The organism is Actinomadura sp. WAC 06369, assembly GCF_003947565.1.
In the GTDB taxonomy this organism is placed as follows: domain Bacteria; phylum Actinomycetota; class Actinomycetes; order Streptosporangiales; family Streptosporangiaceae; genus Spirillospora; species Spirillospora rifamycini.
In genome coordinates this window covers 1-19,677 of sequence record NZ_QHJN01000151.1, presented here as the reverse complement: position 1 = coordinate 19,677, position 19,677 = coordinate 1, and the positions used below count along the sequence as shown (strand labels likewise).

The window sequence follows — 19,677 nt, the reverse complement described above, 5'->3', positions numbered from 1 at the left end:
GACGGACGGAACGCTGGAACGCCGAGGAAGCGGGATGACCCCGGCATCGAGGGTCAAGCTGCTCATGCAGTTCTCCTCGGGGCGTACGCGACCTCCGGCGGGGTCTCGGGCATTGCCTGGCGCACCTTTCGGTATCTAGAGTGACAAATCCCGCCGGAGGTCGCGTACGCCCCGAGGAGAACTGCATGAGCAGCTTGACCCTCGATGCCGGGGTCATCCCGCTTCCTCGGCGTTCCAGCGTTCCGTCCGTCCGGACCGGCGACCGGGCGGACGAGCTCGCGGACGACCGCGCGGAGATGCTGAAGGCGCTCGTGCTGCGCGCCCGGGACGGCGACGCGGAGGCGTTCGGGTCCCTGTACGACCACTACGTGGAGCTCGTCTACCGGTACGTGTACTACCGGGTGGGCAGCCATGCGCTGACCGAGGACCTGACGAGCGAGACGTTCCTGCGCGCGCTCCGCCGCATCCGCGACTTCCACTGGCAGGGCAAGGACTTCGGCGCCTGGCTCGTCACCATCGCGCGGAACCTGGTCGCCGACCACTTCAAGTCCGGCCGGTACCGCCTGGAGATCTGCACGGCCGAGCTGCTGGAGCCGGACCGCCCGCAGGAGGGGCCGGAACGGGCCGTCCTGGACTCGATGACCAACCGGACGCTGCTCGCCGCCGTCCGCCGGCTCGGGTCCGAGCAGCAGGAGTGCGTGGTGCTGCGGTTCCTGCACGGCCTGTCGGTGGCCGAGACCGCGCTGATCATGGGCAAGAAGACGGGCGCGATCAAGGCGCTGCAGTACCGCGCCGTCCGCTCGCTGGCCCGCATGCTCCCCGACGACCTGCGCTGAGCCGTCCGCGACACGCCCGGCCGCGCGGACGTCCCGCGGCGGGGCGCGACCGTAACCGGGGGCGGGCCACGCTCGTTGTCCGGGCAGGAAGGGAGCGTCATTGCGAAGCGGGCGAGCCAAGATCGTCAAAGGTAATCCCCTGGCCGACCTGCGGGCGCGCGCACCGGTCCCCGACCCGGCCTTCCGGGCGGGGCTGCGGGAGCGGCTGGTGTCGGCGGCGGCGCGGAGTGAGGACGGTCGCAATCGCGCCCGTGACGACGGCGGCGGCGGAGCCGTTGACTAGGCTTCCGCCCATGCGGCGATTCTGGCAGCGCGGCAAGAACCAGGACCCGGTGCGCGCGGGGAAGGTGGCCGCCGAGGCGGCCGTCGAACTCGAACCGCTCCCCGAGCCCGACCCGGCCGCGGCGGCGTTCTTCGACGTCGACAACACCATGATGCAGGGCGCGTCGATCTACTACTTCGCGCGCGGCCTGGCCCGCCGCAAGCTGTTCACGACCCGCGACCTGCTGATGTTCGCCTGGGGCCAGGCGGCGTTCCGGTTGCGCGGCACCGAGAACCACGAGCACATCGGCAGCGCCAAGGAGGCCGCGCTGTCGTTCGTCGCCGGGCAGCGCGTCTCGGGCATCGTGCGGCTCACCGAGGAGATCTACGACGAGGCGATGGCCGACCGCATCTGGCACGGCACCCGCACCCTCGCCCTCCAGCACCTGGACGCCGGGCAGCAGGTGTGGCTCGTCACCGCGACGCCCGTCGAGGTCGCCCGGACGATCGCGCACCGGCTCGGCCTCACCGGCGCGCTCGGCACCGTCGCCGAGACCCGCGACGGCGTCTACACCGGACGGCTGGTCGGGAACCTGCTGCACGGGCCCGCGAAGGCCGAGGCGGTCCGGGCGCTGGCGGAGCGGGAGGGGCTCGACCTGGCCCGGTGCTCGGCCTACAGCGACTCGATCAACGACCTGCCGATGCTGACCGCCGTCGGGCACCCGCACGCGGTGAACCCGGACGGCGGGCTCCGCGACCACGCGAGGGCGAACGACTGGCCCGTCCACGACTTCCGGACGGGGCGCAAGGTGACGATGGTCGCGCTGCCCGCCGCGGCGGGGGCGGGCGCCCTCGCGGGAGGCGTCGCGGCGGGCATGGCGCTGCGCAAGCACTACCGGTCGTGAGATGCCGTACCTGGCCCCCCGCGAGTGGTACGCCGCGCTCCCCACGGCGCACGTCTCCGCGGGCGCGCTGCTGACGGACGAGCGCGACCGGGTCCTGCTCGTGAAGCCGAACTACCGGCCGTACTGGCAGATCCCGGGCGGCAGCATGGACCCCGGCGAGGCGCCGCACCAGACGGCGGCCCGGGAGGTCGCCGAGGAGCTCGGGCTGCGGATCCGGGCGCGGCGGCTGCTCGTCGTCGACGTCGTCCCGCCCGACGCCGACCGGGAGCGCCCGATGCTCCACTTCGCGTTCGACGGCGGCACCGTCGCCGACCCGTCCGGGATCCGCCTGGGCGAGGACGAGCTGGACGCGTTCGGCTTCTTCACGTGGGAGGAGGCCGAGGCGCGGCTCGCCCGCGCGCTCGCGCCCCGCGTCCCCGCGGCGCGGCGGGCGCGCGAACAGGGCGGGACGGTCTACCTCCCGACATCCTGATCTTCCGGCGGCATGCCCGGTGTGTTAGAGATTGCGGCCATGGAAGAACGCTTCGAGGTCCGGCGGACGATCGCCGCGCCGCCCGCGACCGTGTTCGCGGTGCTCACCGACCCGCGCGGGCACGTCGCGATCGACAGCTCCGGCATGCTCCAGTCCGCCGAGGGCGAGCGGGTCGCGAAGGCCGGGGACAGGTTCGTCGTCCACATGGACCGCGAGTCCCTCAACGACTACCCCTTCGGCAAGTACGACGTCACGGTCATGATCACCGAGTTCGAGCGGGACGCGCACATCCAGTGGACGATCGAGGGGCTCATCAAGCCGCCGATCCGGCACCTGTACGGCTACCGCGTCGAGCCCGCCGAGGAGGGCAGCCTCGTCACGTCCTACTACGACTGGAGCCGGATCGACGAGGAGTACCGCGGCAAGGGGATCTTCCCCGTCATCCCGGAGGCCGGCCTGCGCGCCACCCTCGGGATCCTCGCCCGGACGGTCGAGCAGCCGCCGCTCGACCTCGGCGCCCTCACGTCCGGATAGCCCGCTTCCGCGGGCCCGGCCCCCTCGGCGGCCGAGGCGTCAGAAGAACGCGGGGCCGCGGCGCAGGCGGGTCTCGTGCAGCATCTGCTGGACGTTCTCCCGCACGTGGTCGGTGATCTCGAAGACCGTCATCGGGTCGTCCGCGTCGTCGGCGTCGTAGTCGTCGAGGTACATCGGCTCCCCGAAGGCGATCAGCCACTTGGACGGCAGCGGCAGGAGGCCCGCGGGCCCGAGCAGCGGGAACGTCGGCGTCACCGGGAAGTACGGCAGCCCGAGCAGCCGGGCCAGCGGGCGCAGGTCGGCGAGCTTCGGGTAGATCTCCTCGGCGCCGACGATCGCGCACGGGACGATCGGGACGCCCGCGCGCAGCGCCGTGCCGACGAACCCGCCGCGGCCGAAGCGCTGCAGCTTGTAGCGGTCCGCGAACGGCTTCCCGACGCCCTTGTACCCCTCGGGGAACACCCCCACGAGCTCGCCCTTGCCGAGGAGCCGCGCGGCGTCCGCCTGGCACGCGAGCGTGTGCCCCGCCTTGCGGGACAGGTGCCCGAGGACCGGCACCTGGTAGATCAGGTCGGCGCCGAGCAGCCGCACGTCCCGGCCCGCGTGGTCGTGCAGCGCGACCGTCAGCATCAGGCCGTCCAGGGGCAGCGTGCCCGAGTGGTTCGCGACGACGAGCGCGCCGCCGTCCGACGGGACGTTCCCGCCGCCGGCCAGCTCGACCCGGAACCAGTGCTCGTACAGCGCGCGGGCGGCCGGCAGCAGCACCCGGCCGTTGAACTCGGGGTCGAAGCCGAACTCGTCGACCTCGTAGTCGCCGGTGAGGCGGCGGCTGAGGAACTCCAGGCCGGCCGCGACGCGGCGCTCGATGGAGCGTTCGAGGGACCGCGGCCCGCCGGACGTCCCGTCCCCGCCGCCGTTCGCGGGCGGGCCCTCCCGCCGGGCCGCGGGCCCGGGGCCGCGGCCCGCGTCCCCGCCGCCGTCCCGGTCGCGGGCCGCGGCGAGCGGGATGATCCGGGCGCCCTCGTCTGCCTCGTGGTGGGCGTTCATGGTGCGTCCCTTCCGTGGGGGAGCGATCCCCCACACCCCCGGTGACAACAGCGCTCATGCCCTGGCTCCACCCAAGCATGCCCGCGCCCGGCGGCGCGACGCCCTCCCCGGGGCGGCGCGCTCAGCGGCGGGAGCCCAGGACGGCGGCCAGCCGGCCGAGGGGGCCGCGGCCGTGCCCGCCCGCGGCGGCGAAGTCGGCGAAGGCGGCCTCGGTGCCGTACTTGGGACGCCAGGCCAGCGCGCGCGCCAGCGCCGACGTGTCGATCACCCGCCCGTAGGTGAGCCAGCGCAGCAGTTCGGGAGAGAAGCCGGACATGCCGGCGAACCGGCGGCCCATGCCGCCGGCCGCCGAGAGCGACGGGGCCGGGACCGGGACGGACGGCCGCCCGGCGCGGCGCACGGCCTGGGAGAGCAGCAGCACGCCGTCCCCGGCGACGTTGAAGCAGCCGGGGTGGTCCTCGACGGTCATGCGGCGCAGCACCTCGACGCCGTCGTCCTCGTGGACGAACTGGAGCCGCGGATCGAACCCGAGCACCGTCGGGACGACCGGCAGCGACAGGTACCGGGTGAACGGGGAGTCGACGCCGGGACCGACGAAGTTCGCGAAGCGCAGCACGGACACGGTCAGGTCGGAGCGGCGGCGCATGAGGCCCCGCACGTAGCCCTCGACCTCGACCGCGTCCTTGGCGTACCCCGAGGAGGGGGCCTCGACGGGCTGGTCCAGCTCGGTGAAGACCGCCGGGTCCTTCGGCGAGGAGCCGTACACGGCCGCCGAGGACCGCACGACGAGCTTGCGCGCGTCCGGCGAGCGCTGGCACGCCGCGAGGAGCTGCATCGTGCCGATGACGTTGAGTTCCTTCACCTTCGTCCGCGGCACGGACGGGGACGTCACCAGGTTGAGGTGCACCACCGTGTCGACCCCGGCGGACGCGATCAGCTTCGCGATGCCGGGCGTCCGGATGTCCACGCGGACGAACTCGGTGCGGCCGAGCGGCGCCGCGGGCGGGACCGTGTCCGCCCCGATCACCCGCTCGATGCCCGGGTCGGCCTGCAGCGCGTGCGCGACCCGCGCCCCCAGGAAACGGGACACGCCCGTGACGAGGACGACACGGGCCGCGGGCGTGGACGACACTGTGGGCCCCATCCCCTACGGCCGTGCGGCCGGTGCGCTCACTTCTTGTTGCGGCGCTGGATGCGCGTCTTCTTCAGCAGCTTGCGGTGCTTCTTCTTCGCCATCCGCTTACGGCGCTTCTTGATGACAGAGCCCACGAGACCTCGCTCCGGCGTATCGGGTGATGTGCGGTCCGGACGTGCCGCGGGCGAGGTCGCTCGTCGGCTCACTCGGTGGTGCGCGCACGGTCCAGTGGTCAAGAGTACCGCCGTACCGGCGCGGATCATGCGTCGGCATGGCGGGAGGCGCCCGCGGAGAGGCGCCCGCGGGGCGGCGCGGACGCGGCGGCCGTCCGGCGCGCCCGTCCGGTGCGGGTGTCCGGTACCGCGCTCGGCACGGCACCGGACGCCGCTGTTTCCGCGGGGCGGGCGCGCGCGCCCGTCCCGTCCGGTGTCCTCCCGTCTCCGGCGGCCGCGCCGCCGGCGGGTCCCGTCCTTCAATCCCCGTCGTGCGGCCGGGTGCCGGCCCGGCGGCCGCCCCGGGCGCGGAGCCCGGCGGGCCGCCGCCCCGTCATCCGGCCTCGATGTACGCTTCGCGCAGGTAGTCGTGCACGGCCTGCTCGGGGACACGGAACGAACGGCCCACGCGGATCGCGGGCAGCTCGCCCGAGTGGACGAGGCGGTAGACGGTCATCTTGGACACCCGCATCACCGCCGCCACTTCGGCCACCGTCAGGAACCTGACCTCACTCAGAGGTCGCTCGCCTGAACTCATCGGACGCCCTCTTCCACACGTGCCGCGCACCGGCCCTTCGGGTGACTTTGATCACGCACGTGTACTTCCTCCAGCGTAAATCGCGTATCGCGCGTCGCAAGAGGGGATTCCACGCATTTCCGTCTCCGGACCTTGCCCGAGCGCCACAGTGCTGATACGCGGGCCGCGGCCGGCCCGGACGCGCCGCGCGGCGCGACCGTCCGATGTGAAGCGAAACCCCCGGCCGACCTGCGTCTCAGGCGCCACGGACCGTCCCGGACGAGCGCATGCGTCACGCCCGCCCGCCACGGTGACGCATCGTGACGAACGGGCGCGGGGAACCCCCGGGACGGGAGGGCTCAGTCGGCGGCGTTCAGCCCCGCGTGCCCCAGGATGTAGGCGGTCAAAGGGGCGTAATGGTGCGGGTTCACGCCGTCGTCGAGCGGGACGACCACGTCGACCTTGCCCTCGGCGGCGCCCGCGAACAGCGCCGGGTCGTTACAGTCCGCGAACCCGACGGTGTCGATGCCGGCCTGTCCGGCCGCTCCGGCCCACCCGTGGTCGGCGATGGCCAGATCCGGCCACAATTCCGGTTTAGCGTCCCCGGCTCCGCCGGACCCGCTACCGGCGGCGAGTTCGCGGAGCATCGCCTCCATCGGGTGCGGGTCGTGCGTGTGCTGGGTGCGGCCCTCCTCGCTCTCCAGCATCGCCACGCCCGGCTCGGCGTACACCAGGCGCCGCAGGTCCGCGCCGCCGTAGTCGGTGTCGATCTCGTACGTCCACCCGCGCGCGGGCGTCAGCACCGCGCACCCGGCGTCCAGCAGAGCGCGCGCGACGGCCTGGTAGAGGGGCGTGAGCGTGGCCGGGTGCCCGGTGGCGACCACCACGGTCTCCTTCCGCCGCGCCGCCAGCCCGATGCGCTCGCCCATCGCCTCCAGGGTGTCCAGGGTGATGTCCGGGTCGATGGTGTCGTCCCCGTACATGTGCCGGGAGTCGGGGTTGACGCCGCAGCGCTCGACCATCATCTCCAGCACCGACCGCTCGGTCCACGACGACTCGAACCGCAGGCCGAACTGGTAGTACGGGTGCCCGGCCGCCATCCGCCGGTAGTGCAGCAGGTTGTTCTGGCGCGGCGTCGCGACGTCCCCGGCGATCATCGTCCGGACCAGGTGCTTGCGCAGGTCCGCGCGCGCGGGCGTGTCCATCACTCGTCCGTCATCGGATCGAGTCCGTGCTCCGGGAAGACCGCCCGCCGCGTCGCGAGGATCGCCTGATCCACCGGATTCGCCGGGTCGTAGCCGTTCCCCCACCTGTGCACCTCCACCACGTCGGTCCCGTCCGTCATCCGGCGCGGGGCGATCTCCTCGGTCCGCAGCCGGACGAACGCGCGCCAGTCGTCCGGCGTCTCCGTCTCCGGCGGGATCGGCCCGCCCGCGGCCTCCGCGAGCAGATGCGTCCAGGTGCGCGGCACCACCTGCACCAGCTCGTATCCGCCGCCCCCGGTCGCGATCCAGCGGCCGTCCGCCGTCTCGTGCGCGAGCCGGTGCAGCGCGGCCGCCGCGGCGCGCTGGCCGTCCACGCTCAGCGTCAGGTGCGCCAGCGGGTCGAGCGTGTGCGCGTCGGCGCCGTGCTGCGTGACCAGCACCTGCGGCCGGAACCGGCGCAGCAGCGGCGGGACGACCGCGTCGAAGGCCCGCAGCCACTGCGCGTCCCCCGTGCCGGGCGGCAGCGCCACGTTCACCGCGGTGCCCGCGGCGCCCGTCTCGTTCGGGAACCCCGTGCCGGGGAACAGCGTGCGCGGCGACTCGTGCAGGCTGATCGTCAGGACGCGCGGATCGTCGGCGAACGCGATCTGCACGCCGTCGCCGTGGTGCACGTCCACGTCGACGTACGCGACCCGCTCGGCGCCCTGCTCCAGCAGCCACGCGATGGCGACCGCCGGGTCGTTGTAGACGCAGAACCCGCTGGCCGCGCCACGCAGCGCGTGGTGCAGCCCGCCCGCGATGTTCGCCGCGTGCTCGGCCCGTCCGGTCCACACCGCCTCGGCCGCCGCCACCGACGCGCCCGTCACCAGCGCGGACGCGTCGTGCATCCCGAGGAACACCGGGTTGTCGTCGGTGCCGAGCCCGTGCCGCGGCTCCGGCAGCCCGGTCGCGCCCGAATGCCGGACGGACGCGATGTACGACTCCTCGTGCACCAGCCGCAGCAGCGCGTCGTCCGCGGGCTTCGGCGCGGCGACCCGCACGTTCGGACGGTCGAGGACGCCCAGCTCGCGCGCGAGCCGCATCGTCAGCTCGACCCGCACGGGGTTCATGGGGTGCCCGGGACCGAAATCGTAAGAGGTGAGCCGCTCGTCCCAGAGGATCTCGAGCCCGCACGGACCTGGGGCGTCGGGCGACGGAGGGGCGGAACTGCTCATGAGCTCACGCTATCGCGGCGCGCCTATGGCGTGGCTCACACCGAATCCGACTCCGTTTCCAACGTGTGACGTGGACAACGGGCCGGATTTGGGCATATATCTACCGGACCGCAAAGGAACACTGGAGGAACGATGGACCCGAGCGTACGCAGCCGTGTGATCAGCAACGCGCTCCGCCTCGGCCTCCAGCCGGTCAGGGACCGCATCCCCGGCCACGCCGGCGGCATCCGCACCGCCCGCTCCACCGTCGACGCCGCGTCCCTCCTGCTCCGCCACAGCCAGCGCGTCCGCGTCCACCCCCTCCACGACCCGGGCGTCGAGTCCGGCGAGCCGCCCGTCACCGGTGAATGGGTCGTCGCCCGCGACGCCGAGGCCGCGCCCGGCGCGGTCCTCTACCTGCACGGCGGCGGCTACGTCCTCTGCTCGCCCCGGACGCACCGGTCGATCACCGCGCGGCTCACCCTCGACACGAACCTCCCGGTGCTCGTCCCCCGCTACCGCCTCGCGCCCGAGCACCCGTTCCCCGCGCCGCTCGAGGACGCCGTGGCCGCCTACCGGTGGCTGCTGGCCCGCGGCGTCCCGCCGTCCGGCATCGTCCTCGCGGGCGACTCGGCCGGCGGGCACCTCGCGGCGGCCCTCACCGGCGAGATCTGCCGCACCGGCCTGCCGTCCCCCGCGGGGCTCGTCCTCTTCTCCCCGTGGGTCGACCTGACCTGCGAGCTCTCCGCGAAGGCCGAGGCCCGCGACCCCTACATCAGCGCGCGCTCCGCCCGCCGCGTCGCCCGGCTCGTCGTCGGCCCGGACGGCTTCGACGACCCCCGCGTCGCGCTCCTCACCTGCGCGTGGACGGACACGCCGCCCGTCCTGATCCAGGTGGGCGGCGCCGAGGTGCTGCGCCCCGAGGCCGAGGCCCTCGCCGACGCCCTCACCGCCGCGGGCGCCGACTGCGAACTCCAGGTGTGGAACGGCCAGATGCACGTCTTCCAGATGCTGAACCGCGTCCTGCCGGAGGCGAGCGCCGCCATGCGCGACACGGCCCGGTTCATCACGGAGGTCACCGCGCCCGGCCGCGCCGAGGCGGCCGCCTAGACCGGCTCGGGCTCCCGCTCCCGCTCCCGCGCGGCCAGCGCGAACCCGGCGACCGCGGCGACCGCCGCGATGCCCTCGCCCACGAGGCTGAGCCACTTCTCCGTGTACCACATCGGGTCGTACATGTTCGGCAGCGGACCGAGCGCGCCCACGTCCACGTAGTGGTAGAGCAGCAGCGCCCCCACCGCGCTGCCCGCCACCGCGAACGCCAGCGCGTAGGCCCACCGGTTCCCGTACACCAGCACGACCACCGCGGCCACCGCCGCCACGGCCGCCTGCACCTGGAACAGCAGCTCCCCGGAGATCGACCCCCCTTGCAGGTAGGCCATGTCCGGCGCGTACAGCCAGTGCACGACCGCGTCGACCACCAGCCCGGCGGCCACGACCAAACGGATAACGAGTCCCATACCCCCATACACGGACGAGCCCGTCCCCCGGCTCAACCATCCCGGTACAAAATTGAACTTTCCGCGCGCGTTCCGTGACGGCCGAGGTCAGGGCCGCCGATGGCGGCTAACTCCGGGACCACGGGCGCAGCTTCTCCGGGTTGCGGACGGTCCAGATGCGGGTGACGCGGCCGCCGGCGATGTCGAACGCGGCCACGGTGGTGACCGAACCGGCCTGCCGCGCCACCAGCCCCGGCATGCCGTTGACCGACCGCTCCAGCAGTTCCAGCCCCGGCGCCTTCCCGGCGATGGCGACCATGTACCGGGCGATGTCCGCGCCGCCCTCGATCGGGCGCAGCGCGGTGCGGGCCGCTCCGCCGCCGTCGGCGGTCATCACGGCGGCCGGGTCGAGGAGGTCCACGAGGGCCGCGATGTCCTTGCTCTCCCACGCCGCCTTGACCCGGCGCACCGTGTCGGCCTGCGCGGCCGCCGGCGCCGGCGGCGGCGCGTCGCGCACCCGCCGCCGGGCGGAGGCCGCGAGCTGCTTGCACGCCGCGGGCGTCCGGCCGAGGATGCCCGCGATCTCGGCGAAGGAGTAGCGGAAGACGTCGTGCAGGACGAACGCCGCCCGCTCGGCGGGCGTCATCGTCTCCAGGACGACGAGGAACGCCATGGTCACCGATTCGTCCAGGACCATCTGGTCGGCGGGGTCGGTGGCGGCGCCCCGGCCCCGCTCGGCGTGATCGGGCAGCGGATCGGGCAGCCAGGCGCCGACATAGCGTTCGCGCCGGACCCGCGCCGAGCCCAGCACGTCCAGGCAGCGGCGGGCGGTCACCGTCGTCAGCCAGGCGCCGGGCGACACGATCCCGTCCCGCCGGCTCCGCGGCAGCGCGTACCAGCGCGTGTACGCCTCCTGCACGGCGTCCTCGGCCTCGGACAGCGAACCGAGCAGCCGGTAGGCGACGTTGACCAGCCGGCCCCGCTCACCCGCGACGTCACCGGCGACCTCACCCGCAGTGTCACCGGCAATGTCACCGGCGATGTCACCGGCGCCCGCCCCGGCCGCCTCCATCCTTCGCCGCGCCCCCTCGCCTTACCTTTCGCGAGCCCGTTTCGTCGGGTTGGTGAGACCTTATCGATCTACTGCCTCCGGGCAGGTGAGGAGACCTCGCCATGGCACCCCGGGCGACGGCACGGCGCCGCACCTCGTTGCTGGAGATCGCGCTCGCCTTCCAGACCCTGACCATCTTCGTCCAGGCGGTCTCCGCCGGGCTGCTGCTCACCTCGTCCTACGGGGAGACGCTCCACAGCGCCGGGGCCCGCGTGATGTACGGGGCGTCGATGCTGTACGTGCTCGCAGCTGCGCTGGCGTGGAAGCCGGGCGGCGGCCCGCTCCTGCCCGTCGGGCACGCCTCCGGCTTCCTGGCCCTCGCATCGCTCCAGGTCGCGCTCGGGATCGCGCACGTGCCGTCGGTCCACGTCCCGCTGGGCGTCCTGATGTTCGGCCTGTCCGTCCTGGCGCTGGCCCGGCCCCGGAGCACCGGGACGGACGCCCCGGGACGAGTCGGCTGACGCCTCCTCGACGTCCGGGCGCCGGACGGCACCGGCTTCCTCTCCGGCGGCGCACGGGACTCGGCCGGGGCGCTCGGCGCCGCCGGGCGGGTCCCCGGTCGACGCGGGGTCAGCCGCTCGCGAGTTCGCGGCCCCGGTTGCGGGCGGCCTCGATCGCCTCGAGGACGGCCGCGCGGACGCCGTGGCGTTCGAGTTCGCGGATGGCGGCGATCGTGGTGCCGCCGGGGGAGGTGACGCCCTCGCGGAGCAGGACGGGGTGCTCGCCGGAGTCGCGGAGCATGACGGCGGCGCCGACGGCCGACTGGATCACCATCTCGAGGGCGGCGGCGCGGGGCATGCCGAGCAGGATGCCGGCGTCGACCATCGCCTCGACGAGGTAGTAGAAGTACGCGGGCCCGCTGCCGGAGAGGGCCGTCGCGCCGTCCTGGAGGGACTCGGGGATGCGGAGCACCTTGCCGACCGGGGTGAGCAGCTCCTCGGCCATGTGGAGGTGCGTCTCGTCGGCGTGCGCGCCGGCGGACACGACGCTCATCGCCTCGTCCACGTGGACGGGCGTGTTCGACATGACGCGGACGACCGGGGTGCCCTCGGGGAGGCGCTCCTCGATGAAGGACGCCGTGATGCCCGCGGCCATCGAGATGACGAGGCGGCCGGGCGGGACGTGCGGGCCGATCTCGGCGAGCAGGGCGCCCATGTCCTGGGGCTTGACGGCGAGGACGAGCGTGTCGGCCTTCGCGGCGGCCTGCGCGTTCGACACGATCTCGATGCCGTACCGCTCGCGGAGCAGCGCGGCGCGCTCCTCGCGGCGCGCGGTCGCCACCAGGTCGGACGGGCGGCGCCCGGCCCGCAGCACTCCCGAGAGCAGGGCCTCGCCCATCTTCCCGGCACCCAGAATCGCGATCATCGGCTCACCTTTCGACGCCGGTCCACCCTATCGCCGGGCCGGGGAGCGCAGGGCGAGGCGCAGGTTGGCGGGCCGCTCGGCGAGGCGCCGCATGAAGTACGCGTACCAGTCGCGGCCGTACGCGACGTACACGCGGACCTGGGCGCCCTCGGCGGCGAGGCGCCGCTGCTCCTGCGGGCGGACGCCGTACAGCATCTGGTACTCGAAGGTGCCGGCGTCGCGGGCGTGCAGGAGGGTGAGGGCCTCGGCGATCTCGATGAGGCGGGGGTCGTGGGTGGCGAGCATCGGGTAGCCCTTGCCGGCCATGAGGATCTTCATGCACCGGACGAACGACGTGTCGATCTCGTCCTTCTCGATGAAGGCGATCGACTCGGGCGCGGCGTACGCGCCCTTGCACAGGCGCACGCGGGAGCCCTCGTAGGCGAGGTCGGCGCAGTACTCCTCGGCGCGCCGCAGGTACGCCTGGACGACCGCGCCGACGGCGGGGTGGTCGCGCCGGAGTTCGTGGACGGCCCGGAGGGCGGCGTCGACCGTCTCGGGTTCCTCCATGTCGAGGGTGACGGTCGTCCCGGCGGTGGCGGCGGCCTCGCAGACGCGGCGGGCGTTGTCGAGGGCGAGTTCCTCGTCGAGGGCCTGGCCGACGGCCGTGAGCTTCAGCGAGACCTCCGCGCGCGCGCCGAGCCCCTCGTCGCGGAGGTGTTCGAGGAGCTCGCAGTACTTGCCGACGTTCGCCTCCGCGCGCTCCTTGTCGTGGACGTCCTCGCCGAGGACGTCGAGGGTGACGAGGAGGCCCTCGTCGGTGAGCCGCCCGGTGACGCGCGCCGCGTCGGCGGCGGTCTCGCCGGCGATGAAGCGGCGGGCGACGTCGCGGGCGAACGGCGCGTTCTCGACGATCCGGCGCGCGCCGCCGGAGTGCGACGCGGCCAGCAACGCCCGGCGGATCACAGGGCACCCCTCTCGGACGGCCTCAGGACCAGGTTACGAGACGGTCCCGAGGTTGTTCCCACCGCCGTACCGCTGGACGTACTGGGCCATCTCGGCGGTCTTCACCGACTCGAAGAGGACGGTCGCCTTCTGCGGGTCGAGGAAGACGACGCTCTGCTTCTGCACCATTCCGGTGCCCTTGTGCGGGGTCGTCAGGAAGGTGACGTCGGAGACGCGGACGCTGCGGAGGCTCAGCGCGAGGGAGCGGAGGTCGCCGCCGGACAGGCCCTCGTCGACGCTGATCGACTTGGTGAGCGCGGACAGGAACCGGTCGAGTTTGAGCGGGTTCGTCAGGGTTCCGCTGTCGGCGGCCTTCTTGGCGAGGGCCCGCAGCAGGGCCTGCTGCCGCTTCATCCGGTCGAAGTCGCCGTTCGGCAGGTTGTACCGCTGCCGGACGAACAGGAGCGCCTCCTCGCCGTCCAGCTCCTGCGGCCCGGCCTGCCAGTTCACCTTCCGCGCCGGGTCGTACACGCTGTTCTTGATGTTGACGGTGACGCCGCCGAGCGCGTCCACCATCGACTCGAACCCGGCGAAGTCGATCGCGCCGTAGTGGTCGATGCGGACGCCCGTCAGGCCCTCGATCGTCTGGATCAGCAGCTTCGGCCCGCCGAACGAGAACGCGGCGTTGATCTTCTGCTTGCCGTAGCCGGGGACGTCCACCCAGGAGTCCCGCGGGAACGAGATCAGGTACGCCTTCTTGCGGTCGGCCGGCAGGTGCATGAGCATGATCGTGTCGGTGCGCTGCTCGCCGGGCTTCCACGCGTCGTTGCCCGCGCCGGTCGTCTGCTCGTCGGACCGCCGGTCCGAGCCGACGAGCAGCCAGTTCTCGGTGCCAGCGACGTTCGGGCCGGGCCGGTTCGCCTCCGGCATGACGCCCTGGATGCGGTCGATGTTGCCGTTGTAGGACGACTGGCGCTGCCACACCAGGCCGCCCGCCCCCGCGACGATCAGCGCGACGAACACGCCGATGGCGATCAGCACGCGCGGCCAGCGCTTCTTGCGGGGCGTCCCGTCGTTGTCGCCCGAGCCCCAGAAGACGTCGTTCTCCGCGGCGCCGCCGCCGTCCGCGCCGCCGTCCGGCCCGTTCCGCGGGGGCGGGCCGTCGGGGTTCGGGGAGGCCGGGGTGCCGGGCACATCCTGGGGTGTCATGTCGGGAGAAGGTACCAGCCCGCGCCGGGCGAGAAGGGGCACTTGAGGCCAAGTGTCCGGTTCAGGCGAGCGGGCCGCGCGGGCGGCCGGACGGACGGGTCAGGCGGTGCGGCGGCGCAGCGTGACCGCGCCCAGCAGCAGCGCGACGACCGTGCAGCCGGCGATGACGGCGACGTCGGCGGCGAGCGTCCCGGTGAAGCCGCTCCCCGCGGCGATCTCCTGCATGCCCTCGACGGCGTACGTCAGCGGCAGGACGGCCGAGACCGCCTCCAGCCACGGCGCCATCTGGTCGCGCGGCATGATCAGCCCGCACAGCAGCGCCTGCGGCAGGACGAACGCCGGCATGAACTGGACGGCCTGGAACTCGGTGCGCGCGAACGCGCTGGCGAACAGGCCGAGCGCCATGCCGAGCAGCGCGTCCAGCACGGCGACGAGGACGAGCGGGCCGAGGGAGCCGCCGAGGTCGAGGCCGAGCCACGTCAGCGAGACCGCCAGGACCGCGCCGACCTGGACGAGCGCGACGAGCCCGAACGCGAGCGCGTAGCCGAGCAGCAGGTCGAGCTTGCCGAGGGGCATGGTCATCAGCCGTTCGAGCGTCCCGCTCGTGCGCTCGCGGAGCGTCGCGACGCTCGTCACGATGAACATGATCGTGAACGGGAACAGCCCGAGCAGCATCGGGCCGACCCGGTCGAACAGCTCGGGACGGTCGAACACGTATCGGAGCAGGACCATCAGGACGGACGGCACGAGGACGAGCAGCGCCAGCGTGCGGCGGTCGCGGCGGAGCTGCGCGAGGATGCGGCGGGTCGTGGCCAGCGTGATCGCGAGGTTCATGCCGCGCTCCCGGACGTCTCGGCGATCAGGTGCAGGAAGGCGGCCTCGAGGTCGTCGGCGCCGGTGCGGGCGCGCAGGCCGTCGGGGGTGCCGTCGGCGAGGAGCCGCCCCTCGCGCATGAGCAGGAGCCGGTCGGTGCGGCCCGCCTCGTCCATCACGTGGCTGGACACGAGCAGCGTCGTGCCCCGGTCGGCGAGGCCGCGGAACAGCTCCCACAGCTCCTGCCGCAGCACCGGGTCGAGGCCGACGGTCGGTTCGTCCAGCACGAGGAGGTCGGGGGAGCCGAGCAGCGCGACGGCGAGGCCGGCGCGGCTGAGCTGACCGCCGGACAGCGTCGCGGCGACCTGGTCGCGGCTGCCGGCGAGCCCGACCTCGGCGATGACGCGGTCGGCGTCCGAGCGCGGCGCGCGCAGGACGGACGCGAAGTAGCGGAGGTTCTCGGCGACGGTCAGGTCCGCGTAGACGGCGGGGCTCTGCGTCGCGTACCCGACGCGGCGCCGCAGCGCGGGCGACCCGGCGGGCTCGCCGAGCACGGTGACCTCCCCGCCCGCGACGATCTGCACGCCGACGAGCGCGCGCAGCAGCGTCGTCTTGCCGCACCCGCTCGGGCCGAGGAGCCCCACCACGGACCCCGGCGGCACGTCGAACGTGAGCCCGTGCAGGACGTCCCGTCCGCCGCGCGCCACCCGGAGGTCGCGGACGCTCACCGCCGGAGCAAAACTCATCATGTGTTGAATTTAAGTCGGCGCGGGATCCCGGTCAAGACGCTCGGAAGGTCGGGCGGTCAGCCCAGATACGACTGCAGGACGGGCGCGACGAGCTCGACCATCTCGTCCTCGGAGGCGGACGCCAGCGGCTCGACCCCCAGCACGTACCGCAGGATCATCAGGCCGATCATCTGCCCGGCCGCCGCCTGGAGCCGCAGCCGCGGGACGTCCGCCGCCGCGCCCGCGCGGGCGAACAGGGCGCTGCTCAGGAACTCCCGCAGCAGCGCCGCCGCGCGCTCGTTCGTCATCGCGGAGCGCAGCATCGCCAGGAGGGGGGCGCGGCGGTCCGGGTCCTGCCAGACGCTCAGGAACACGCGCGCCATCGCCTCGCCGCGCCGCTCCCGCGGCGCGGCCATGATGCGCGGCAGCAGGACCGCCGGGTCCACCGGGAAGCGCATCGCCTCGACGAACACGCCCTCCTTGCCGCCGAAGAAGTGGTGGACGAGCGCCGGATCGACGCCCGCGGCCCGCGCGATCGCCCGCAGCGACGCCCCGTCGTAGCCCTTCTCGGCGAACAGCTCGCGGGCCGCGGCGAGGATCGCCTCGCGCGTCTCCGTCTGCCCCGGCCGCCGCCCCGGCCCGCGCGGGCCGCGCGGCGCGCGCGTCCCGGGGGAGGTCACCGGGCGCTCCGGCGGCTGATCTCGCCGCCGGAGGTGACCTCCCAGGTGCGGTCGGCCGCGGCGAGGTGCAGGCGGGCGAACGCGAGCGCCTCGGCCAGGTCCTCGACGCGCTCGGCGCGGTTGGACGCGCGCCGCGTGTTGACCTCCAGGACGATGTGCCCGCGGAACCCGGTCTCGGCGAGCGTCTCCAGCATCGGCCCGCACGGCTGCGAGCCCCGCCCCGGGACGAGGTGCTCGTCCTTGTTCGTGATGCCGACGCCGTCCGCCAAGTGGATGTGGCGGAGCCGGTCGCCAAGCCGCCCGGCCATGTCCAGGGCGTCCGACCCGGACACCGCCGTGTGCGACAGGTCGAGCGTCACGTGCGGGTAGTCCTGGTCGATCGGGTTCCAGTCGGGCAGGTACATGCCGGCCTCGGCGCCGCGCGCCTTCAGCGGGAACATGTTCTCGACCGCGAACAGGACGTCCGTCTCGTCCTGCATGCGGGCGAGGCCGCCGACGAAGTCGCGCGCGTAGTCGCGCTGCCAGCGGAACGGCGGGTGCACGACCACGACCTCGGCGCCCAGCTCCTCCGCGACCTCTTTGGAGCGCACCAGCTTGCCCCACGGCTCCCGCCCCCACACCCGCTGGGTGAGCAGCAGGCAGGGCGCGTGGATCGACTTGATCGGGACCTGGTGGTAGTCGGAGAGGCGCCGCAGGACGTTGAGGTCCTGCGAGGACGCGTCCGTCGAGACCATCACCTCGACGCCGTCGTAGCCGAGCAGGGCGGCGATCTCGAACGCGCTCGGCACCTTCTCGGGGTAGACCGACGCGGTGGACAGCGTGATCGGAGCGTCGGGCACCCGGAGTGCCGGAGAGAAGGCGCCGTTGTGCTGCGGGGTCAAGGCTTCCTCGCCACAGTGATCGCTCGGCAGTGTTCGTACGGAAAGCCTATGCGCCCGGAGCCGCGTTGAAACCCTCGCCCCGGAGTGATCCGAATCGCCCGGCTACGCTCTGTCCCCGTGGCCGAGATCGCTCCGGGCGCCGTGCCGAGCCCCAACATCTGGAACTCCCCGCAGGTCTACGAGCTGGAGAACCGAGCGGTGGACCCCGACGGGGTCCTGCCCGCGGCGATGCGCGCGATCCGGCCGTGGACCGGCGCGACCGTCCTCGACGTCGGCTGCGGGACCGGCTACCACCTGCCGTTCTTCGCCGAAGAGGCCGCGCGCGTCGTCGGGGTCGAGCCGCACGCGGGCCTCGCCGCGGCCGCCGCGCGCCGCGCGAGGGACGCGCCGAACGTCGCCGTCCGCGTCGGTTCCGCGCAGGCCCTGCCGCTGCCGGACGCCTCCGTCGACGTCGTCCACGCGCGCTGGGCGTACTTCTTCGGGCCGGGCTGCGAACCGGGGCTCGCCGAACTGGACCGGGTCGTCCGGCGCGGCGGGGCGGTCTTCGTCATCGACAACGACGCGACCCGCTCGACGTTCGGCCGCTGGTTCCGCCGCTCCCTGCCGAAGTACGACCCGGACGCGGTCGAGCGGTTCTGGACGCGCCGCGGGTTCGCGCGCGAGCCGCTGACGATCCGCTGGCTGTTCGACGACCGCCGCGACCTGGAGGCCGTCGTGCGCATCGAGTTCCCGCCGGAGCTCGCGGCCGACGTCCTGGCCGAGCACGCGGGACTCGAAGTGGACTACGCGGTCAATCTATGGTGGCGTTACGCGTGAGTTACTGACTGGTCGGTCACATTCGGGGCCCGCCCCTGGCCCTACTGGACCACCTGTACAACAATCGGCGCAGGCGTTCGCGCCGCCCCGCCCGGCGTGCGCGACCTGAGGGAACGGGAGGAACCGGCCATGGGCCGAGTCGCCACGACGAGCCGCACGATCCTGACCGCCACCGCGCTCGGCGCGGCCGGAGCGGGCGCCGGACTGGCCGCGCAGCGCCGCGCCGTCCGCCGCCTGCAGCTGCGCCCCGACCCGCACGCCGGGGAGCCCTTCGGCTCGCTGCGCGGCCGCCCCACCCCCGTCCGCGCCGACGACGGCACCCGCCTCTACGCCGAGATCGACGGCGCCGACCGCACCGACCTCGCCGTCGTCTTCTCCCACGGCTGGACCCTCACCCAGGACTCCTGGCACTTCCAGCGCAAGGCCCTGCGCGGCCTCGGCCGCCTCGTCTTCTGGGACCAGCGCGGCCACGGCCGCTCCGACGACGGCGCCCGCGACCGCCACACCCTCGACCAGCTCGCCGCCGACCTCGCCGCCGTCATCGACGCGACCGTCCCCGCCGACACCCCCGTCGTCCTCGTCGGCCACTCCATGGGCGGCATCACCACCATGCGGTTCGCCGACGCGCACCCCGGCCTCATGGGCCGCAAGGTCCTCGCCACCGGGCTGCTCTGCACGTCCTCCGGCGGCCTCGGCGAGGTCACCCTCGGCCTGCCCGCCGCCATCGCCCGCGTCACCCAGCGCCTCCTCCCCCGCGCCCTGCACGCCGCCGGCGCCGGCTCCTCGGCCATCGAACGCGTCCGCCACCTCGGCCGCGCCGCGTCCATGCTCGTCGAGGACCTCGTCGCCTTCGGCCCCGACGCCTCCCCCGCCGCCGTCGCGTTCGGCGAGCAGATGATGGCCGACACCCGGATGGACGCCCTCGTCGACTTCCTCCGCTCGATGATCACCGCCGACGTGATCAGCGACTGCGCGTCCCTCGGCGCGGCCGACACCCTCGTCATCGGCGCCGAGAACGACATGCTCACCCCCGTCGAGCACAGCCTCAAGATCACCGACTGCGTCCCCAACGCCCGCCTGGAGGTCATCCCCACGGTCGGCCACATGGCGATGCTCGAACGCCCCGCCGTCGTCTCCGACCACCTGGCCGACCTCATCGAACGCGCCCGCAAGAACGCCTCCTGACGCCCGAGCGCGACTGGGAACCCGCCCGCGCCCGCCCCGCCCGCGGACCGGGCGGGGCGGGCGCGGGCGGTTTCCTAGCCGAGTCCGGCGGCGGGGGGGGGTCTTGCTGGGGCGGTCGGTGGGGGGTGCCAGGGGGGTCGCGGCGGCGTCCG

At 73.8% G+C, this 19,677-nt stretch carries 23 protein-coding genes; 8 read left to right on the top strand and 15 right to left on the bottom strand.

What is annotated here, in order from left to right:
- The first annotated feature begins 185 nt into the window (after positions 1-185).
- The 4 genes from DMH08_RS30995 (at position 186) to DMH08_RS30980 (ending at position 3,008) form a co-directional block, all read left to right on the top strand.
- Positions 186-836, top strand: coding sequence for a sigma-70 family RNA polymerase sigma factor (locus DMH08_RS30995; protein WP_026403285.1), 651 nt, complete (start codon positions 186-188; stop codon positions 834-836).
- Between the two features lie 293 nt (positions 837-1,129).
- Positions 1,130-2,002, top strand: coding sequence for an HAD family hydrolase (locus DMH08_RS30990; RefSeq protein WP_026403284.1), 873 nt, complete (start codon positions 1,130-1,132; stop codon positions 2,000-2,002).
- Position 2,003: 1 nt separating this feature from the next.
- The gene (locus DMH08_RS30985; RefSeq protein WP_026403283.1) at positions 2,004-2,474 is read left to right on the top strand and encodes an NUDIX domain-containing protein; all 471 of its coding nucleotides are present in this window, start codon (positions 2,004-2,006) and stop codon (positions 2,472-2,474) included.
- A gap of 39 nt (positions 2,475-2,513) precedes the next feature.
- Complete coding sequence (locus DMH08_RS30980; RefSeq protein ID WP_125619492.1) at positions 2,514-3,008, top strand: SRPBCC family protein; 495 nt, start codon at positions 2,514-2,516, stop codon at positions 3,006-3,008.
- A gap of 39 nt (positions 3,009-3,047) precedes the next feature.
- On the opposite strand, the gene DMH08_RS30975 is transcribed toward DMH08_RS30980, so the two are convergent.
- From DMH08_RS30975 to DMH08_RS30950, 6 genes are all read right to left on the bottom strand, one after another.
- Positions 3,048-4,055, bottom strand: coding sequence for a lysophospholipid acyltransferase family protein (locus tag DMH08_RS30975; protein WP_125619490.1), 1,008 nt, complete (start codon positions 4,053-4,055; stop codon positions 3,048-3,050).
- 121 nt (positions 4,056-4,176) lie between these two features.
- Complete coding sequence (locus tag DMH08_RS30970; protein WP_233617907.1) at positions 4,177-5,187, bottom strand: NAD-dependent epimerase/dehydratase family protein; 1,011 nt, start codon at positions 5,185-5,187, stop codon at positions 4,177-4,179.
- Between the two features lie 38 nt (positions 5,188-5,225).
- Positions 5,226-5,324 (bottom strand): 30S ribosomal protein bS22, encoded by a 99-nt coding sequence (locus tag DMH08_RS30965; RefSeq protein WP_018654693.1) that lies wholly within the window; start codon positions 5,322-5,324, stop codon positions 5,226-5,228.
- 412 nt (positions 5,325-5,736) lie between these two features.
- On the bottom strand, positions 5,737-5,940 hold the full coding sequence (locus DMH08_RS30960; RefSeq protein WP_026403281.1) for a helix-turn-helix domain-containing protein: 204 nt from the start codon (positions 5,938-5,940) through the stop codon (positions 5,737-5,739).
- Positions 5,941-6,278: 338 nt separating this feature from the next.
- On the bottom strand, positions 6,279-7,124 hold the full coding sequence (locus DMH08_RS30955; protein WP_026403280.1) for a phosphatase: 846 nt from the start codon (positions 7,122-7,124) through the stop codon (positions 6,279-6,281).
- Entirely contained in the window at positions 7,124-8,338 is a 1,215-nt protein-coding gene (locus DMH08_RS30950) for an acetoin utilization protein AcuC (protein WP_051300886.1), read from the bottom strand. The genes DMH08_RS30955 and DMH08_RS30950 overlap by 1 nt, the downstream gene beginning before the upstream one ends.
- Before the next feature lie 132 nt (positions 8,339-8,470).
- Between DMH08_RS30950 and DMH08_RS30945 the strand changes: the two genes are divergently transcribed.
- Positions 8,471-9,427, top strand: a complete 957-nt coding sequence (locus tag DMH08_RS30945; protein WP_084550508.1) for an alpha/beta hydrolase — start codon at positions 8,471-8,473, stop codon at positions 9,425-9,427.
- Here the strand turns inward: DMH08_RS30945 and DMH08_RS30940 are convergent.
- Together DMH08_RS30940 and sigJ are read right to left on the bottom strand one after the other, a co-directional pair.
- The gene (locus DMH08_RS30940) at positions 9,424-9,834 is read right to left on the bottom strand and encodes a hypothetical protein (RefSeq protein ID WP_125619486.1); all 411 of its coding nucleotides are present in this window, start codon (positions 9,832-9,834) and stop codon (positions 9,424-9,426) included. The genes DMH08_RS30945 and DMH08_RS30940 overlap by 4 nt on opposite strands.
- 106 nt (positions 9,835-9,940) lie before the next feature.
- Entirely contained in the window at positions 9,941-10,885 is a 945-nt protein-coding gene (gene sigJ / locus DMH08_RS30935; RefSeq protein WP_125619484.1) for an RNA polymerase sigma factor SigJ, read from the bottom strand.
- A gap of 101 nt (positions 10,886-10,986) precedes the next feature.
- On the opposite strand from sigJ, the gene DMH08_RS30930 reads away from it, so the two are divergent.
- Positions 10,987-11,385: a hypothetical protein gene (locus DMH08_RS30930; protein WP_125619482.1), complete on the top strand. Its 399-nt coding sequence runs from the start codon at positions 10,987-10,989 to the stop codon at positions 11,383-11,385.
- A 109-nt stretch (positions 11,386-11,494) separates the two neighbouring features.
- Here the strand turns inward: DMH08_RS30930 and proC are convergent, their stop codons facing one another.
- From proC to DMH08_RS30895, 7 genes are all read right to left on the bottom strand, one after another.
- A complete protein-coding gene (gene proC, locus DMH08_RS30925) occupies positions 11,495-12,289 on the bottom strand; it encodes a pyrroline-5-carboxylate reductase (protein ID WP_026403276.1) in 795 nt (264 codons plus the stop codon).
- 27 nt (positions 12,290-12,316) lie between these two features.
- On the bottom strand, positions 12,317-13,234 hold the full coding sequence (locus DMH08_RS30920) for a proline dehydrogenase family protein (protein ID WP_125619480.1): 918 nt from the start codon (positions 13,232-13,234) through the stop codon (positions 12,317-12,319).
- A 33-nt stretch (positions 13,235-13,267) separates the two neighbouring features.
- The gene (locus DMH08_RS30915; RefSeq protein WP_084550504.1) at positions 13,268-14,422 is read right to left on the bottom strand and encodes an LCP family protein; all 1,155 of its coding nucleotides are present in this window, start codon (positions 14,420-14,422) and stop codon (positions 13,268-13,270) included.
- A gap of 99 nt (positions 14,423-14,521) precedes the next feature.
- Positions 14,522-15,256 carry an ABC transporter permease gene (locus tag DMH08_RS30910; RefSeq protein ID WP_026403274.1) on the bottom strand — a complete coding sequence of 245 codons (735 nt, stop codon included), beginning with the start codon at positions 15,254-15,256 and terminating at the stop codon, positions 14,522-14,524.
- Positions 15,253-15,984 (bottom strand): ABC transporter ATP-binding protein, encoded by a 732-nt coding sequence (locus DMH08_RS30905; protein WP_233617906.1) that lies wholly within the window; start codon positions 15,982-15,984, stop codon positions 15,253-15,255. Before DMH08_RS30905 ends, DMH08_RS30910 begins: the two co-directional genes overlap by 4 nt.
- Positions 15,985-16,040: 56 nt before the next feature.
- Positions 16,041-16,643 (bottom strand): TetR/AcrR family transcriptional regulator, encoded by a 603-nt coding sequence (locus DMH08_RS30900; RefSeq protein WP_034518644.1) that lies wholly within the window; start codon positions 16,641-16,643, stop codon positions 16,041-16,043.
- Positions 16,640-17,524: a sugar phosphate isomerase/epimerase family protein gene (locus DMH08_RS30895; protein WP_125619478.1), complete on the bottom strand. Its 885-nt coding sequence runs from the start codon at positions 17,522-17,524 to the stop codon at positions 16,640-16,642. The genes DMH08_RS30900 and DMH08_RS30895 overlap by 4 nt, the downstream gene beginning before the upstream one ends.
- A 117-nt stretch (positions 17,525-17,641) precedes the next feature.
- Here DMH08_RS30895 and DMH08_RS30890 point away from each other — a divergent pair, with 117 nt between their 5' ends.
- Together DMH08_RS30890 and DMH08_RS30885 are read left to right on the top strand one after the other, a co-directional pair.
- Positions 17,642-18,340, top strand: a complete 699-nt coding sequence (locus DMH08_RS30890) for a class I SAM-dependent methyltransferase (protein ID WP_125619476.1) — start codon at positions 17,642-17,644, stop codon at positions 18,338-18,340.
- Between the two features lie 129 nt (positions 18,341-18,469).
- The gene (locus tag DMH08_RS30885; protein WP_125619474.1) at positions 18,470-19,525 is read left to right on the top strand and encodes an alpha/beta fold hydrolase; all 1,056 of its coding nucleotides are present in this window, start codon (positions 18,470-18,472) and stop codon (positions 19,523-19,525) included.
- Positions 19,526-19,677: the final 152 nt, after the last annotated feature.